12 protein-coding genes are annotated in these 18,156 nt (G+C 41.4%); 5 read left to right on the forward strand and 7 right to left on the reverse strand.

Annotated features, from left to right (window positions below):
* Positions 1–73 precede the first annotated feature (73 nt).
* From ACL6C3_RS13940 to ACL6C3_RS13950, 3 genes are all read left to right on the forward strand, one after another.
* A complete protein-coding gene (locus tag ACL6C3_RS13940; RefSeq protein ID WP_413167791.1) occupies positions 74–1,234 on the forward strand; it encodes a metallophosphoesterase family protein in 1,161 nt (386 codons plus the stop codon).
* Positions 1,235–1,240: 6 nt separating this feature from the next.
* Positions 1,241–3,808, forward strand: coding sequence for an AAA family ATPase (locus ACL6C3_RS13945; RefSeq protein WP_413167792.1), 2,568 nt, complete (start codon positions 1,241–1,243; stop codon positions 3,806–3,808).
* A 334-nt stretch (positions 3,809–4,142) separates the two neighbouring features.
* Positions 4,143–7,835, forward strand: a complete 3,693-nt coding sequence (locus ACL6C3_RS13950; protein ID WP_413167794.1) for a WD40 repeat domain-containing protein — start codon at positions 4,143–4,145, stop codon at positions 7,833–7,835.
* Between the two features lie 31 nt (positions 7,836–7,866).
* Here ACL6C3_RS13950 and ACL6C3_RS13955 read toward each other — a convergent pair whose 3' ends face one another.
* Both ACL6C3_RS13955 and ACL6C3_RS13960 read right to left on the reverse strand, forming a co-directional pair.
* A complete protein-coding gene (locus ACL6C3_RS13955; RefSeq protein ID WP_413167795.1) occupies positions 7,867–8,832 on the reverse strand; it encodes a hypothetical protein in 966 nt (321 codons plus the stop codon).
* A 245-nt stretch (positions 8,833–9,077) separates the two neighbouring features.
* Positions 9,078–9,374: a hypothetical protein gene (locus ACL6C3_RS13960; RefSeq protein WP_413167796.1), complete on the reverse strand. Its 297-nt coding sequence runs from the start codon at positions 9,372–9,374 to the stop codon at positions 9,078–9,080.
* Between the two features lie 252 nt (positions 9,375–9,626).
* On the opposite strand from ACL6C3_RS13960, the gene ACL6C3_RS13965 reads away from it, so the two are divergent.
* Positions 9,627–10,727, forward strand: a complete 1,101-nt coding sequence (locus tag ACL6C3_RS13965; protein WP_413167797.1) for a CHAT domain-containing protein — start codon at positions 9,627–9,629, stop codon at positions 10,725–10,727.
* A gap of 121 nt (positions 10,728–10,848) precedes the next feature.
* Here the strand turns inward: ACL6C3_RS13965 and ACL6C3_RS13970 are convergent, their stop codons facing one another.
* On the reverse strand, positions 10,849–11,745 hold the full coding sequence (locus ACL6C3_RS13970; RefSeq protein ID WP_413167798.1) for a C39 family peptidase: 897 nt from the start codon (positions 11,743–11,745) through the stop codon (positions 10,849–10,851).
* 527 nt (positions 11,746–12,272) lie between these two features.
* On the opposite strand from ACL6C3_RS13970, the gene ACL6C3_RS13975 reads away from it, so the two are divergent.
* Positions 12,273–12,650: a hypothetical protein gene (locus tag ACL6C3_RS13975; RefSeq protein WP_413167799.1), complete on the forward strand. Its 378-nt coding sequence runs from the start codon at positions 12,273–12,275 to the stop codon at positions 12,648–12,650.
* A gap of 17 nt (positions 12,651–12,667) precedes the next feature.
* Here ACL6C3_RS13975 and topA read toward each other — a convergent pair whose 3' ends face one another.
* From topA to ACL6C3_RS13995, 4 genes are all read right to left on the reverse strand, one after another.
* Entirely contained in the window at positions 12,668–14,614 is a 1,947-nt protein-coding gene (gene topA / locus ACL6C3_RS13980) for a type I DNA topoisomerase (protein WP_413167800.1), read from the reverse strand.
* Positions 14,615–14,750: 136 nt separating this feature from the next.
* Complete coding sequence (locus ACL6C3_RS13985; protein ID WP_413167802.1) at positions 14,751–15,071, reverse strand: hypothetical protein; 321 nt, start codon at positions 15,069–15,071, stop codon at positions 14,751–14,753.
* Between the two features lie 134 nt (positions 15,072–15,205).
* The gene (locus ACL6C3_RS13990; protein ID WP_413167803.1) at positions 15,206–15,637 is read right to left on the reverse strand and encodes a hypothetical protein; all 432 of its coding nucleotides are present in this window, start codon (positions 15,635–15,637) and stop codon (positions 15,206–15,208) included.
* Positions 15,638–16,183: 546 nt separating this feature from the next.
* On the reverse strand, positions 16,184–18,151 hold the full coding sequence (locus ACL6C3_RS13995) for an ATP-binding protein (protein WP_413167805.1): 1,968 nt from the start codon (positions 18,149–18,151) through the stop codon (positions 16,184–16,186).
* Between the last annotated feature and the right edge of the window lie 5 nt (positions 18,152–18,156).

The following is an 18,156-nucleotide window of genomic DNA, read 5'->3' on the forward strand; positions in this document are numbered from 1 at the left end:
AACCTCTTGAACACTTTTTCCAATTTGTATAGTATAATAAGAACAATTATTCACCTAAAAATTGAATAAAACCATGAAAATTATACACACTGCCGATTTACATCTGGGTCGAACAATCGGTGATGAGAAAAAGTCGAGAAATGAAGAAATCAATTACGCCCTCAATCAAATTCTAGACCGGGTAAGTTCAGGCGATATTGATGCGGTCTTGATTGCGGGGGACATCTTTGACAAAGCCAAACCGAGCAACGAATCTTTACTGGTGTTTAAAAGCTTTACGGTTGAATTAGTCCGGCTCAATACTCCCGTTGTAGCCATTGCAGGAAATCACGATTCCCCCTCTTTAATAGACACCGAAACCCAATTATGGCGTTTATTTGGCTCTCACATCATCGGAACCGAACGAACGGCAGAAAATGGCGGTTTAATCAGAATACAAACCCGATGCGGAACGGATTTAATTATTGGATTATTGCCGTTTATTCGGAATACAAAACTAACAAATCTAGGGGATATTTGGTCAGAATCTAACGGGATTTCCTATTCAAGCTATTCCGCAGAAATGCTCAAAAAAATTGATGAACTCGCTCAAGGATTTCAAGCCGATACTGTTAATATATTGATGTATCACGGCACCTTAGCAGGGGCGAAAATATCGGGAACCGAACGAGCGCACGATTCAATTGAGGTTTACAATATTCCCGGCGAACAGTTACCCGCCACCGCCCAGTATGTTGCTTTGGGTCATCTTCACATTCCGCAGCAAGTAAAAGCAACCGTTCCCGCCTATTATAGCGGTTCACTCATTCAGTGCGATTTTGGAGAAGCGGGAGAACAAAAATCTTTCAATTTAATCGAAGTCGAACCCCATAAAACCGCCACAGTTCATCAAATTCCAATTCGACAATTGAGGGAACTCAAACAAGTTCACTGTCAACTTGAAACCTTAGAAGAAGAATTAAAAAACTACTCAAATTTTGAAGGTTGGTTAAAAGTTGTCGTCAATCTCGGGGGGATTCGCTGTCCCGATTTAAACCAACGAGTTCGCTCAATTTGTCCTCATGCGGTGATTGTTGTTTCCGAGGCGATTAATCAATCCCCGCAACCCGTTGGAGTTGAAACAGAACAGTTTGATTTAATTCAAGCTTACCGAGACTATTTGGGGGAACAGCCCGAAAGTCGGGTTCAGAAATTCTCACAAATTTATCAGGAAGCGTTAGCTTTGGAGGTTTAAAATATCATGCGTCCGATTCAATTAAGTTTTGAAGGAATGACTTCATTTGCAACTCGTCAAACCCTCAATTTTGAGAAATTGAACCTCGATTTATTTGCCATAAAGGGGCTGAAAGGGGCGGGGAAATCATCGATTTTAGATGCAATCTGTCTGGTTTTATACGACAAATCTTCGAGGGGTTTAAATCCAATCTATCGCATCAGACCCGGATGCAATCAATTAAAAATTGAATTGGAATTTAGGGTTGACGGCGAACGATATCAAGTTCAACGGGTGTGGGCGAGGAAAAAAGACGCAGTTTCCAATAAACTTTCGGTCTTGCGTTATTTCAATGATGGGGAATGGGAAATTCTTGCAGATACCTATAAAGTTGTCAATGAAACAATCATCCAATTGCTGAAGCTTAAATATGACGATTTTACCCGGACTGTTGTTTTACCTCAAGGGAAGTTTGACGAGTTTTTGAATGGCAATAGCGCCAAGCGGCGCGAGTTGTTGAAAAAGTTGGCGGGGTTAGAAATTTTGGATAAAATGAAATCCATTGCCGATGAAAAAGAAGCTGAAATTGGGAACATATTAGCAGAAATTAAAGGTTCGCTATCAGTGATAATAGTAGCAGAGCCGGAGATGATTAGTAACTGGAAACAAGAACTTAAACATTATCAAGCCGAACTTCCCAAACTAAAAGAGTCTCAAAAATTAGCATCAAATCGTTTAACGTTGTTGAACAATTTAATAGAGAAACAGAATAAACTTGATATCGCTCAGAAGGATTTAAACGAGTTAAACGAGCAATTGGAGATGATTTCCCAAGCCAGAGCAAATTTAATCCGAATCGATACAGCTTCGGAAATTCATCCTCTAAAAGTTGAATTGGATGGGTATAGAAATCAACTCTTAGAGGCGAAAAAATCCACAACGGAATTAGAAACAACGCTGAAATCGGCAGAACATAAAACTCAAGAAACAGAAATAAAATTGCGGGAACTGGAATCGGGAAAACCTGACGTAAAAAGGTTGGAACTGTTAGAAGATAAACTTTCGGAGATAACAACCTTATCATCGGTTACAAATAATCGGGTTAAAGCTCAATATGAATTCAAATCTAAACAGGAGGATTGGAAAGTCATTCAAGCTGAATTGTCTCGGTTGACGTTAGAATTAGATGAGGCTCAAAAGGCGTACAGTGAAGCTTTAAAGTTCAATCAAGCCGCATTAATTCGAGAACATTTGCACGAGGGGGATTCCTGTCCCGTCTGTGGAGGGATTTATCATTCTCAAAATAATCGGGTATCCCAGAGTCAAAAAGCAGAGAACGATTTAAAATTGGCTTTAGATAAAGTAAGTGAAAACTATCGAAATGCACAAGTTCGGTATTCAATTATTCATTCAGAAATCGAAGGTTTGAGTAATATAATAGATGATTGCGAATCTCAATCAGTCGCACTGCTTGAAGAATTAAAAAATATCGAAGATTTAACAAGTTTATCTGAAGATGAACGGTTAAACAGGCTGGAAGAACTCAAAAGGGAAACCGTTAAACTGCGCCAAGCGACAAGGGATTTCAATACAAAATATATGGAATTGAATCGAATTATAGCGGATGCTAGGAACGAACAAACCACCGCTTTAACTCGTTTACAGACCAAACAAGAACAGATTCAAGAAATTGATGAAAAGCTTTGTAAATTAATCCAAGATTGGGAAGCATTGCTTGCAGAAAAAGGCTGGTCTGAAGCAGATTTTCATTCGGCTTATACTTTAATTCCACAGCGCAAACAGTTAGCAGAAAAAGTTAAAGACTTTGACACGAAACAATTAGTTCTCGCCGAACGGATTTCTAACTTAAAGTCGGACTTAGCCGATAAAAGTGTTGATGTTCAAGAGTTCGAGAATATTCGGCGTGAAGTTAATGAAATGGATAACAATATAGAAAGTGTTCGTCAGCTTATATTTAATTTGGAATCCCGGCTAAAAAAAGATGCTGAGGACAAACTGAAAAAAGGGGACTTAGAAAATAAGTTGAAACAAACTCAAGTTGAATACGATGACTATGCAACCCTGAAAAAGCACTTACAACCCGCTCAGTTTTTAACCGATATTTTGAATAAGTTTGAGGCGGAGTTGCTGCAAAATGCTTCGGTACATCTCTATAATTTAAGCGACGGTCAACCGTTCCCCGCCTTGAAAAGGCGGGGCTTGCGGTTGACTCGCTTCCCGAGTCAATTTCAGTTCCGATTGGGTGAAGGCGGTTATGAGATTATTGATAGCCATTGCGGGGATGATGTGCGACCTGTATCTTCTTTATCGGGTGGCGAAACGTTTCAGGCTTCTTTAGCGTTGGCGTTGGCTTTATCAGAACGATTTAATCGGGGACGAAATCAAGAGTTTTTGTTCATAGATGAAGGATTTTCGAGCGTCGGGGTTAATGATTTAGATCGAGTTGTTGATACTCTAATTGGGTTTAAAATGGGCGGTCAAATGATTGGTGTAATCAGTCATGTCCCCGAACTCGCCGAACGAATTGGTCGGGAAATTCAAGTGATTAAAAAAGCGATCGCTATCGGAAATTAAAATTTATTAATCTGTACCTGGGAAAACGTTCTCCCTGGTATAATTGCGGTATCCTTGACCGAACCGGGAAAACTTAGCAGCATGACAGTAGTGCTGTATACTGTTGTATTCCAAAAAGGGGGAGCTAATGTTATACTTCAAAATAATCCAGCACTAATCAAGGCGCAGGGATAGAAGCGTTGTTTCTCAACCAACTTTCCCGAGCGAGGAGAACAGTTGCCGACTTTCTCGACATTTCTTGTATAACGATGTGCGGTGCTGTGCTATTTAATCTTGAACTGAGGTTTTTCGTTTTAGATGAGTAAACTGAGGCTAATTAAAATTAGGTTTTTATATGCCAGAAGAACAAGAAGATCAAAAGATTATTCTAGAAGGAGAGCCAAGTACAGTTTTAGGAAATCCGGCAACTAATAATAACATTTATTCGGAAGATGACCGCAGTGTAACAATTAACCGGGATGCAAACAAAAGTATCATTATTCCTGGCGATCGCAATACGGCTAATATTACTATTACTAACTACTATTACCGCGAAGAAGCCCAGATACTACCTGTTGAATCTACAAATACTGCTGAAGAAAATCTTCCCTGTCCTTATCGCGGTTTGTTTCACTTTGGCCCTAATGATGCGGAGTTTTTCTTTGGACGTGAGGTATTTATACAAGAACTATTCACTACAACTCAAACCCGTAATTTTATACCCGTTTTGGGTGCATCGGGAAGCGGAAAGTCTTCATTGGTTATGGCTGGGTTAGTACCGAAACTGCAAAAAGAAGGTTATTGGAAGTTTACCCATTTCCGTCCCAGTTCAGATCCTTTTCATGCTTTGGCTGAGTCGCTCGTTCCACTTTATGAACCGGATAAAAATGCAACTGAACAAATGCGTCAAGCCCGTCAATTAGCCGAATATTTTGTTGAGGGTTCGCTTCCCCTTCAAGATGTTTTATCCCAAATTGAACGAAATTATCCCAATCATCGAATATTGTTGATTGCCGATCAATTTGAAGAACTTTATACCTTGTGTGCGGAACAGAAAACCCGCTATCGTTTTCTCGACATCTTATTAACCAGCTTTCAATTCTCTTCTTCTCAATCCCAATTTCCCCATGTGTTAGTTGCAACAATGCGAGCGGATTTTCTGGGAAATGCTTTGTCCTATCGTCGATTTGCAGATGTGTTGCAAAATGCTGATCTTAAGTTGGGGCCGATGAACCGTGAGGAACTTTCACAAGTAATTGTTAAGCCTGCTGACAAATTGGGAGTAACCTTTGAAGCGGGATTGATGGAACGAATATTAGATGATGTCGAAGATGAACCGGGAAATTTACCTTTGTTGGAGTTTGCGTTAACGGAGTTGTGGAAACGGCGAAAGGGTAAACAATTAACCCACGCAGCTTATGAAGAAATTGGTCAGGTTCAAGGCGCTTTGGCTCGTCATGCAGATGAGAATTATAGTAAGCTGAGTGCTGCTCAAAAAGAACAGGTGCAGCGAATTTTTATCCAATTAGTCCGTCCCGGTGAAGGAACCGAAGATACCCGCAGACTCGCAACAAAAGTGGAATTAGCGGATGCTAGTTGGTCTTTGGTCAAACAATTGGCAGATGCACGATTAGTTGTTACCAGTCGAAATGCGGCCAACCAAGAAACAGTAGAAGTTGTCCATGAAGCGTTAATTCGCAATTGGAGTGAACTGCGACAATGGATGGATACAGACCGCAGCTTTCGCACTTGGCAAGAGCGATTAAGAGCAGCAATGTATCAATGGGAACAAACGCAACGGGATGAAGGGGGATTGTTACGGGGTGCTGCGTTAGCGGAGGCGGAAGAGAATCTCAAACAACGCCGAGAGGATCTTAGTTCGGGGGAGCAAGAGTTTATTGAAGCTAGTTTAGCATTGCGCGATCGCCTGCTGAAAAAAGAGGAAAAACGTAGAAAGCGTCTGTTCCTAATTACTTCTATTACATCGGTCGTATTTGTTAGCTTGTCTATTGTTGCTGCATATCAATGGAGACAAGCAGAAATCGCTTTAATTAATGCTTCGACGCAATCTTCACAAGCTGATTTCAAAGTGAACCGAAATTCTTTGGACGCTTTGACTGATGCACTAGACGCGGGAGAGCGCTTGCAACGACTACCTTGGGGTAGTAAAGACCAAGAACGCCAAGCTAGTGTTCTCAGCACTTTAGCACAGTCTGTGAGTTGGGTGAGGGAGCAAAACCGTTTAGAAGGACATCAAAGAACTGTTCAGAGTGTTAGCTTTAGCCCAGATGGTCAGATGCTTGCTACAGCCAGCTACGATAACACCGTCAAGTTGTGGCGACGGGATGGAAGCCTATTCAAAACTTTAGAAGGGCATACAGAACCAGTTACGAGCGTCCGTTTTAGCCCTGATAATAAGATGATTGCCTCAGGAAGTTGGGATGGAACAGTCAGGCTTTGGGACAGCAACGGCAATTCAATAGGAGTTATTAAGGCTTACAAGGGTCATGGAGTTACGAGCATCAGTTTTAGCCCGGATGGACAGACCATCGCTTCTGCGAGTGATGACAAAACTGTAAAACTGTGGGGAATGGATGGTCAATTGCTCCATACCCTGAAGGGACATGAGAAATTTATAAGGCAGGTGAGTTTTAGTCCTAAAGGCGATCAGATTGTTACGGTTAGCGATGATAAAACCGTAAAACTCTGGAGTCCGGATGGTACCCTAATAAAAACTCTCGACAAACACTCTGACGCCGTTATGAGTGCAGATTTTAGCGGTGACGGTCAGATGTTTGCCACTGCTAGTATAGATGGAACCGTCAAGCTCTGGAGTCGAGAGGGAGAACTGATAAACACCCTTGAGCATCCTGATGTATGGAGTGTTAGCGTCAGTCAGGATGGACAAACAATTGCTTCTGGTCGTGAGGATGGAACGATAAAACTCTGGGTGCGAAATGGCAAAGATGTTAGATTACTGGATACTTGGGTGGGTCATCAGGGGGCAATTCCCAGCGTCACTTTTAGCCCAGATGGACAAATACTGGCGACGGCTAGTAACGATAGTATCACAAAGCTTTGGCAAGTAAACCGAAGTAGGTTGACTGTTTTATTTGGACATCAAAATAACGTACTTGATGCTGCGTTTAGCCCAGATGGTAAACGAATTGCTAGTGCAAGCTCTGATGGAACAGTGAAAATCTGGAGCAGAGAAGGTAAACAAATTTTAACTTTGCAAGAGCATAAAAGTGAGGTTAATGCGGTTAGCTTTAGTCCCAATGGAAACATTATTGCTAGTGGTGGCAATGACAACACAATCAAGCTTTGGAGTGTAAATGGGCAACTCCAGAGAACAATAGAAGGTCATAAATATGGGGTTAATACCGTTAGCTTTAGTAATGACAGAAACAGAATTGCCTCCGCCAGTTCGGATGGAACCGTAAAACTTTGGAGTTTAGACGGTCAAGAAATTATCACCTTAGAAGGACACAGGGGTAGAGTTTTGAGTGTAGCTTTTAGCCCCGATGGACAAACAATTGCGACTGCTGGGGATGATCGGGAAGTAAAATTATGGAGTGCTGAGGGTAAAGAACTCCAAATCCTGAAAGGACATACGAGTCCAGTTAGGTCTGTTGGTTTCAGTCCAGATGGAACAAGAATCCTCACGGCTAGTGCTGACAAGACAATTAAGCTCTGGAGACGGGATGGAACTTTAATCACAACACTGACGGAACATACTGCTGCGGTGCTTGATGCCAGCTTTAGCCCTAACGGAAAAATGATCGCCTCTGCTAGTAGTGATAAAACCATTAAGCTGTGGCAATCGGATGGAACGTTAATCACAACACTGGCGGGACACGAAGCTATCGTGCATAGTGTCAGATTTAGTTCCGACAGCAAATGGTTGGTTTCTACGGGTGCAGATCAACTTGTTTTGCTCTGGGATGTGTCAGATATGAGTTTACAGGGGTTGCAAGACAAAGGATGCAACCATATTCGCGATTACTTGCAAACCCAACCAAAAAGTTCAAAAAAACTATGTAATTGATGTAGGGCTTGCAAGTTAGCTGTAATATATTTTACTGTCTTCTCACAGCACGGTCACCAAATTTCAGCGACCCATTAGGCAAATTGTCCAAGGACAAAATACCCAATCTAGAAAAAGTATCGTTCAACTGTTGGGTTTCTTTTTGCTCTACAATCAGAACTCCTATTCTATAACTATTTGTGTCATTTTGTTCACCAACGATCACCTCTTTAAACCATGTCCCATCACTTCGGTAATCATCTATGGGAACCAAATAAAATTTACGTTGTAATGTCGCATTTACATAAGCCCACATACTTGCACCATCAGGCAAGTTCTTGAAAGTACCTGTAAATTGACAATTTCTTGAAATATTGCTTCCCTCTGAGGGTTCTACTAACTGCATTTCGGGTTGTTTAATTTGTTTTTGAAATATACAATATTCACCCTCACCCTCTGTTTTCCTATCGTCTGCGGCTGCTTTTCCCTTTTCAAATGCTTCTTGAATAATTTTTGAGTTTAGAAGGTTCCCCTTCAAAGCTTTATAAAAGCTAGAAGAAAAGGCGGCTGCTCCCTCTATCTCAATTCTATGATCTATTGCAATTACACATTGGACACCATCAGATTTTTCAAATTCAGATTTTTCAATTAATTCAGCTACTCTTTTTGAGTAACAAAAATTAAGAAGCACACAGTTAATATTCTTGGTGTTTGAGAAAAAACCAGCTAGAATATTTGGCTTTAATATATATATCTTTTCATTATCTGTGTCAGGAATTTCAATTTCACCATCTTTTGGACTTTCAGCAGCAATATGAATTATGTGAGGACTAGGTGTTGCTCCCTGAATTAGTTCACCAACACGATTGTTAGATCTAACATATTCTATCTCAACATTGAATCTACTATCATCATTCATATCCCTTTCAATTTCCCTAACTTGGTCAAGTAAGCCCTTCCCAGGGGTTAGTGTTACTAAACACAGAATTTCTTGTTTTTCCCTAGTTACTTCATTCATAGTTCTCAATTGACTCCTGTCTATGTATATGAAAATTTACGATTACACTATTGTGGCAATAAATTTACTACGGAAAATAGATGCACAGCTTACATCAGAAGGACTTTAAATTTTTGTAACTATGTGCAGTCATCCTAGCCTGCACCAAGGGTTTTGCTATATACTTCTGCTGCTTTTATATGCCCAATTATTCTCCTGATCATTGCTCTAGTTTTCACTGTTTTACGTTACTTTTGCTTTTTGGTTTATTCTTTTGGGACTGGTGTTGGACAAGGTGGTTGGCTAGGATGCTGACCACAATTTTCATCTTTACCGCCTAAAAAATCATCGACACGAATAATATACCTCTCTCCCCTTATTGTCTGCGGTGTGTTATCTAGCTTCTTACGAGCAGTGACTTCATTCTCTCTTAGCTCGACGAAATATGAAATACTCCCATTTGCTTCGGTTCTCATCTCATACTTTAGAATTTCATAGTCTGAAAAAATCTGATCTAGATCAGATTGAGTAATCCCATTGGGCAAGCCAGTTACCTTTAACATTTTAGATTCCCCTAATTGAAAAAATTTTCAACGTTTACCAAAACAGATACAACAGCAAGGTTAAAACTTACAGCTTTCTATCTTAGTATTGCCTTTCAATCAAAAGATTGCTCTAACAAATAGAAAATCATTCCGCCCTTATCTAAAGTTAGAATATCATATTTCCGATTCGTTTGTCAATATATTTGTTGGCTCAGATGTACTTAATCTGTTAAGCTGCTGATCGAACCGGATTTGATATTACATGACACCATGAAAAAGATCCTTATCCTCTCTGCCAACCCCAAAAATACAACTCATTTGCGCTTAGATGAAGAACTGCGAGAAATCAAGAATACACTGCAACTCTCTCCCAATCAAGATGATTTTAAAATCATCACTGAATCTGCGGTACGAGTGGATGATTTAACTCGCTTTTTGTCCCACCATCAACCTACAATTGTCCACTTTTCTGGACATGGTTCGGGTAGTGATGGATTGGCCCTCGAAGATCATTCTGGACAAATGAAACTGGTCAGTACACAAGCTTTAGCAAAGCTATTTGATTTATTTCAACAACAAGTTGAATGTGTTTTACTCAACGCCTGCTACAGCGAGGAACAAGCCACAGCAATTTACCAACATATTGATTGCGTTGTGGGAATGAATCGGGCGATTGGAGATCAAGCGGCGATTAAGTTTAGCATCGGATTTTATACAGCCTTGGCTGCGGGAAGGAATTATCAAGATTGTTTTCAAATGGGTTGTACCTCCATTGATTTACAAGGAATTCCTGAATTTTTAACCCCAGAGATTAAATTTAGACAACGGCGTTATCAGACCCCAGTAAACTCCGAGAAAGATAATAGTGTGAAAAATGATAATAAGAGCGGACAAGAGAGTTCGGTTTCTGTCGGGGGTCGTACCAAAGATAGTGTAATCATAATAGGCGATCGCAAAGTCGGACAAGATCGTTCAGTTGTTGTCGGTAATGATATCACTGGTGGTGCAATCATAACGGGAGACAATAATGCTACAAAAGTGCATTATCAAAAAACTAATCGTTTACCCGCACCTGCAAGCGTTAACATACAAGTAGAACTCAACGCTTTACGTGACATATTGACGAAGTTAGAAAGTTCAGACCGTCGTAAAATTGATAACGCTTTTGAAGATGCTCAGGAAGAAATCAATAAACCACAACCCGATAAAGATGAGGTTGGTCAAGCATTAGATCGAGCTTTAAACTATGCCAAAAAAGCCGAAGGGTTTGCTTCTGTGGTTGGAAAACTTCAGCCACACGTCGCTAAAACGACTGCTTGGTTAGGTGAGGATTGGCACAAACTTCTAAGCTTAGTGAATTTAACGCTTTGACGCAAATTTGCGCTCTGATTCGAGTATTTTTAGGGAGGTACTTCAGTCATAACAGTGGTGAAAGATTGTTATTAACAGTTAGTTCGTCGGGGTCGTTTCTGTAACGACTAGCTAAAAAGGATTAGGATAGAGGAAAATGACACCAACTTTCGCCATCAACATCCCAGACCGTGCGAACCTCAGCATAGCTATAGCGAACATCACCGCCACTAATATTTGCATCCGCATATCCGCCCCGATATCCCAACCATTTACCGTTGGGGTCGTTACAGATCCAAACTTTTTCTTTTTCGTCATATCCTTTGATCACAATAATATGACCGGAGTTGGTAAAATAACCGTGAATAATTACCGGATGACCCTTGGCTAAATGTTGTTTAATTTCGGTTTCAGTTGTCACATTTTTGAAAGTAGTATTCTGAAGTTTTCCCGGCCCATGTTCTTCGCCCCATTCTCGCAACAGTCGTTGAATAAATTGGGGAATGTGACGGGTTTTGGTTGCACCTGTATATCCATACTGTTGATCCCATTCTTCAGTTTTACGAAATAACACGTCTTCCAGTTGTACATCATTGTTAATCTCTTGTGCGGTGCGAGAATCAATCCCATAATATTTAAGAACCATCGCCACACAAGTCACATTACAAGCACCGTGAGGATGTTCTAAATTATTCAGTTGGGTATGATAAGGAACTTTTAAATCAACTTTTGGAGGAAGAACCGGGGGATATTGTTGACTGGGTTCTTCGCCGCGAGAAACTGCGGTTAATACAATTTCAACATCCTTACCATAACAGTAATATTGTTTGGGCGCTGTTTCAACAGAACGGGCATCAAATTCATCCAAATAAACCCGAATATATTTCCCCTGTAAATTGGGAGTGTAAGCACTAATGAAAATTTCATCTCCGGCATGATAGGTGAGAACTTCATCAAGAGATAAAAGGGAAGTTTCCAAAGGTCTAACTTTCAGCAAAGAATCCGAGATAAATCGTAACGTATACTCCAAGGTGTTCATACTTTCCCCCATAAAAACTTAGTACAAGAACTGGTTGAAACTTACTTTAACTTCTCATTTCAATCTTTAAATTTTCTACTTGACGTGAAAAAATCTGCCTTGATGAATGGTTGAGATCGGGCGATTTACAGGTTTGACTCTATAAAATATGCCATCCGTACAACTAGAAATAGCCTCAATTCAATCGGTTATTCAAATTTTTAAATGGCAAATAAAAGTTTCGACTATGGTTGTCTGCTCTCCGTAAAACAACAGTACAAGAATCTATAAAAAAACTGTACTAACCGATGGGTTAGTTTTTTACAAGCGCCAAAAGTAGAGGTGTCACCGACCCCAGGTTGAGGGTGGGGGGAACCTATTACTTTTCGCGTCCGTACTAGGCTAAACTGCTGTCTGGCAAATGTTTGGCTCAAGAACAGATAATCGGCTATTCCCCCGCCCCAAGGGAATGGGACAGGCACAGCTATCCTTGGGCTATCGGAACGGGAGAAAACCTTAAAATCATATAAAGTTGTGAGAAAAATATCGTGGCAAGCCTTCGGTTAGGAAATCCGCTTCACTTGGAAAAAGTGGCGCAAACAGTACCGTTGCACCCTCACACCCGTTCCCTACCGCCCCAATTACAACTCCAAACGGCTCAATCAACAAGGCTTGTTCTTGTCGAGTTCCCTAAATTTCTGTTTTTGGGCGATCGCAGGATTGCTTTTAGCGATCGCTTTCACGTTGCTAACCGCAAATCTGATGTGGGCGTTTGCGTTTTTTCTCACTGCACTGATAGTCAGTCCCCTTATCCCCATTCACTAGATCGCAAAACTGGCAATTGCTGCGTTGGTCAGTTTTCCGTTTCCAATGGTAATTTATTCAATGGGAGGATTACTTCTAATTTGCGGATACGTGGATACTGATTCCCTGCACAGGAGCATTAACGTTTTCTCCTTTTACTTCTAGACACTTTACTTGTAGATTTACTCTTAACCCCTGAAAGTTTAGGTTTTTTTTGTCCGGGCAACTCCCCAAATTTCGGACTCCAGAACAGGCCATTGCTTTGAAAATAAGTAACATCTTGACAGTCAGGATGACGGGATTGTGAACAGCGCAGCATCATTTTTAGTTCTCGGTTTTTCGTGTACTGATGCTTTTCCAACTTGGCATCACAAATGGGGCAAGTAAACTCCGTTAACTGCTCAGAAACGACCCGTTCTATAACTTGATTGCCCTTATTTAAGGCGGGTTGAAACACCCGTGAATTCCAATCAATCAGCCAGTTCTCCCAGTTCAATTGACCTGCGGCAATCTCGTCCAAATTGGCTTCGAGTTGAGCCGTAAAACCGGGGTCTATTACATCGGGAACAACTTTAGACAAAAGTTCATCAACTTTCAAACCCAACTCCGTAACCATCAGATTTTTCTTAGCCAGCGTGACATAAACTCTATCTAACAAAGTATTGATGATGTTGGCATAAGTTGAAGGACGGCCCACCCCAGTTTTTTCGAGCGTTTTAACCAAACTGGGTTCGGTAAATCGTTTTGGAGGCTCGGTTTGATGTTGACTCGAACGAACATTTTCTAACTCCAAGTCCTGTCCAACCGAAAATTCGGACAGCGTTTTTTCCTCTGTTAGATTGTTCCAATACTTTGCATAGCCCAACTGTACAATACGATTACCCTTCAGAATAAAATTATAGTCACTTGCCGCAATTTTAACCAGGGTTTGTTTTATCAAAGCGGGTTGACATTGAGAGGCAATTGACCGATTCCAAATCAACTCATATAATTGTAGCTCTTTCCCCTCAATTGATAAACTTAAGCGTTCGGGAGTGTCTCCAATATGAGTGGGTCGAATCGCTTCATGTCCTTCTTGTGCGGAGTTGTTGTTGCGATGTTGGGTGACAACTTCGGGTATATTCTGCAAATCATGTTGTTGTAAATAAGCCTTAACGCAAACACAAAACTCCTCGGATAAAGAGCAAGAATCCGTTCTCATATAAGTAATCAATCCAGATTCGTAGAGTTTCTGAGCGACATTCATTGTTGTTTTTGTCGTTAAATTCAGTTTGTCTCCTGCGGCTTGTTGAAGCGTGCTAGTCGTAAAGGGTGCAGGAGGAAACTTACTCACTTCCTTCTTCTCAAGATTAACAACTTGATGTAAAATATTAGCAGTTATCTCCACAACATTAGTCGCCTCTTGTTGGGAAGAAAACTGGATTTCTTGATGAGAATTGTCTACAAGTTTGCCAACCCATCCACCGACATAATGCGATCGCACTAGCCAGTAATCTTGAGGCTTAAAGTTGCTAATTTTTCGTTCTCTTTCTGCTAACAAATGGAGAGCCGCACTCTGACAACGACCTGCCGATTTTGCACCCGTTCCGGTTTTCCACAACATCGGAGATAAACTGAATCCCACCAACTTATCGAGACAGGAACGAGCCATTGCAGCGCGAACTAAATTCAGATCAATTTGTCGGGGATTATCCAAAGCACTTTGAACGGCTTTTCTAGTAATTTCGGTGAACGTTACCCGCAAAACTTCAACGCCTAGATTTTTGAGATTAAGCGCATCAAACAAGTGCCAAGAAATGAATTCTACCTCTCTATCCTCATCTGTTGCCAGTACGACCCGACTACTATTTTTAATCGCCTGAGCCAATCGATTTAAAACTTTCTGACTGTTGGGGTGGCGAGAAACATAATCACAAAATACCCGCTTTTTTTGAGTATTCAAACTAAATCCCATCCCCAACTGACCGGATTTGGATAGTTCCCGAACATGACCGTAACAGGGAATGACAACGTAATCATTCCCCGCATATTCTGCAAGCTTTTTGACCTTGCCCGGAGATTCGCAAATTAAAAGACTTTTAGACATCGTTTTCCTCACTTGATTTTGACTAAATTTCAAAAAGGGAATCTGTTAAGATTGGGAATTTAGAAACGGATAAGAAATTGATTTAACGGATTAACTTAACTGTAAAACCCATAAATCTAGGCCGATCACACATAGCTTAATCCGTTGTTCCGCGAAAGTATCTGTTTTTTATTTGAACGGGTGTGGGTGTTGGAATCGGAAAATTAAGCTTGTCTTGTGCGGTTTCTGTCTGGGAATTGGTTGAAGGGGGTTGAGGAATAATTCTTTCGGGTTCAGGTTGAGTTGGTATCGCTTGCAAACCCATTATTGCAAGAGTTTCAATTACCTCAAACGGCAATCCAACTCGTTGTGCGGCTTCCAAAAAAGGAACATTCTGACGCGCCAGGGCTAGAAACTTTTGAATCTTCCCAACAACGGGGTCTGTGAAGGTGGTGTATCCTTGTCTTAACGCAACCACATAACCCCGTTCGATATCTCGCCAATTTGCTTGTCTTCCATCAGCGAGAGTCAGTAATTGTTGAGTTTGGGTTGATTCTTCTTGAATAATGGCTATTTCAGTTGAAGTTCTAGAAGTTGGAGAAAGGGATATTTTTAGGTCAAAAGTGTAGGTGCGTTTTTCCCCGCTTTATCAACGGTAACGACAACTAAATTAGTCGGATAAACCGTTTCATTCGGATAATCTTGACGAACAGTTCCCCTTGTTGGAGTTTCAGCAACACCCTTCAACCGCAGAGGTTCAATGGTTCTCAACACAATTACAGAAGCCTGTTCACTGTCAATTGGCAGGTCAGTTGAGAAGACAATTTGATGCACGTCAGCCAGAGAGATATACTGAATGGTTTCCCCGTTGCGGAACTCAATTAAGCTTTGCCGTCCGGGGATTAAAACAACTTCAGTTGATTGTGCAATAGCAGAAGATGCAGCTACTTCGATAACTGTTGGAATTGCATAAGCTTTCCCAGTGATGAACATCAATCCACCCAAGCCAGCAATCGCACCCAAAACAACTCGATTCCACTCCATCTCACCCCCTCCCGGTTGGAACCCGAAACGTCACGAACCCATTAACAAACAGCAAAACCCTCTCGCCCCGGTCAACCTGAAAGATTTTCAACTCCTCCGGTTCGGCATCGAGTCGGGCGGTCATCCTTTCAGTCAAAGTCTCAGTCAACCCCTTAATAAAGGCAGCTTCGGGTTCTTGGCGATTTTGTTGAGAAGTAGATGTGCTGGAAAGTCCGGTGGTTTGGGTTTGAACTTGTTGTGAAGGTTGGGTAATATTATCAATGGATAATTGACAATTGATAATTGATCATTAATTAATCAGGTTTAAGACCTCTCCTTTCAAGGAGAAAAAATAAAAATTATTCCCTCCCTATCAATCCTGTTGATAATGGTCGAGGTAATTATCCATTATCCATTATCCATTATCCATTATCCATTATCCATTATTTCCTCCCGATCAATCCTGTTGATAATGGTCGAGGTAATTATCCATTATCCATTATCCATTATCCATTATCCATTATCCATTATCCATTATTAATTATCAATTATTGAATCAGCAATCCACTAATCCTTTGTTAGGGCGACAATGGCTTCAAAGCTAAAGTTTTCAACCAACCGAGTTAAATAATCAGCCAGTTCTGCGTGAGTTGAAGGAATCTCTTGAATGAGGGTGTTGACTTCCTTGCCATTAACTTTCGTTGCGGCTTGGTGAAGTTTTTCGATCCAATTCTCAGGCATAACTTGAAGATCGGCAGAAGTAATGCGTTTAACACCAACTCCAGAAGTTATTTCATTTGAGCTTTGGGAGTTGGCAAGGGTAGAATCACCATAAATGTACTCCACGCCCAAAAACTCAGCCATTTTTTCAAAAATAATTTCTGTGCGAAACGGCTTGCAAACAAAATCATCAAAACCAATATTCATCGCCAAGGTTTGCTCTTGTTTAAAAGCACTACTCGTTAGGGCAATAACCAGGGGCGCATTTTCCCCCATAGCCTTCATTTTTTGAGTGGCTTCATAGCCATCCATCACGGGCATCCGAATATCCATCCAAACCAGATGAGGCTGCCATTGTTGAGCAATCTGCAAAGCCTCCAACCCATTCTCCGCTTCCCTCAACTCAAAGCCAATAGGTTTAAGCAAATCAATTAAAAGTTGCCGACTTTCCGGCACATCTTCCACAATTAAAATTCGATAGTTAGGTTGACCGGGTTTCAAGCCAACAACGGGGCGATTTTCATGGCAGGTGGCAATCCGACTACAGGGAACGGTTTCTGCCCGGATGGAAAATTGAAACTGACTGCCCCGCCCCACCTGACTGGAAACCGCCATTTCACCTCCCATCAATTCTACAAACTTTTTACTGATGGGTAAGCCCAACCCCGTGCCTTCGTGGGCAGAATTATTTCGGGCTTGAACAAACGGTTCAAATAAACATTCTATCTCTGCGGGTTCGATGCCATGTCCGGTATCTTCGACTTCAAATTGCAACTTCAGTCGCGACTCGCCGTTATCCATCGGTTCTTTCGACAGTAGAGAGGCTCGTAGGGTGATATTGCCGGATTCGGTAAACTTAACGGCATTGCCCACCAAATTCACCAAAATCTGCCGCAGCTTGCTCTCATCGGTGCGAATATATTGGGGTAAATTCGCCGCTCTTTGTAACTGAAGTTCTAAGGCTTTTGAACTTGCCTTGAATTGGAACATCAGATAAATTCCATCCAGCAACCCGTAGAGGTCAAAATCGCCGAGATTGAGGCTAATTTTTCCCGCTTCAATTTTAGACATTTCCAAAATATCATTAATCAAACTCAACAAATGTTCGCTGCTGTGATTAATAGAATTGAGGTAGTCTTGCTGTTGGGAATTGAGGTCGCGATTGCGGATCATCAGTTGAGTAAAGCCCAGAATGACGTTTAGAGGCGTTCGCAATTCATGGCTCATGTTGGAGAGAAACTGACTCTTGGCTTGGTTGGCAATTTGAGCCTCTTGCGTTGCCCGTTCTAGATTGGCTTCAGCCTGTTTGCGAGCGCTGATATCTCGAATCATCACCAATACATCATCGGCACCCCTCGGCACAACTCTCACTTCTTCCCAGGTCGGTTCTCCAAATCGCTCCATACATTGCTCATAAATTTGGATTTCTTGGGATGCCAACGCTTGCCGAACCGCTGACCTGCGCTGCCGGACTAATTCTGGTGGCAATATATCAGACAAGTCCGCCCGTTCGATGGTTTTGGGGAGAATATAGTTTTTCCCCCGAGAGATAATATCAAAATCGGAGCGATCGCGATACATTCTTAACGTGAAGTCGGGAATGGCTTGAAACAAAGCCCTTTGGGTCGCTTCACTTTGACGCAGGGCGGATAAAGCTTGTTTGCGATCGCTGATATCTGTTACCACCTTATCCAAACAGTTTTCTGCTTTGTTGAGTTTACAAGACAATAAGACCCAACACAGGCTACCATCTTGGCGGATAAATTGAGCCTCAAAGTTGTGTACCTCTCCTGTCTGCAACACGGTTTTTAGCATTTGTT

Origin of the sequence: Capilliphycus salinus ALCB114379 (genome assembly GCF_047276495.1) — a bacterium.
Taxonomy (GTDB): Bacteria; Cyanobacteriota; Cyanobacteriia; order Cyanobacteriales; family Microcoleaceae; genus Capilliphycus; species Capilliphycus salinus.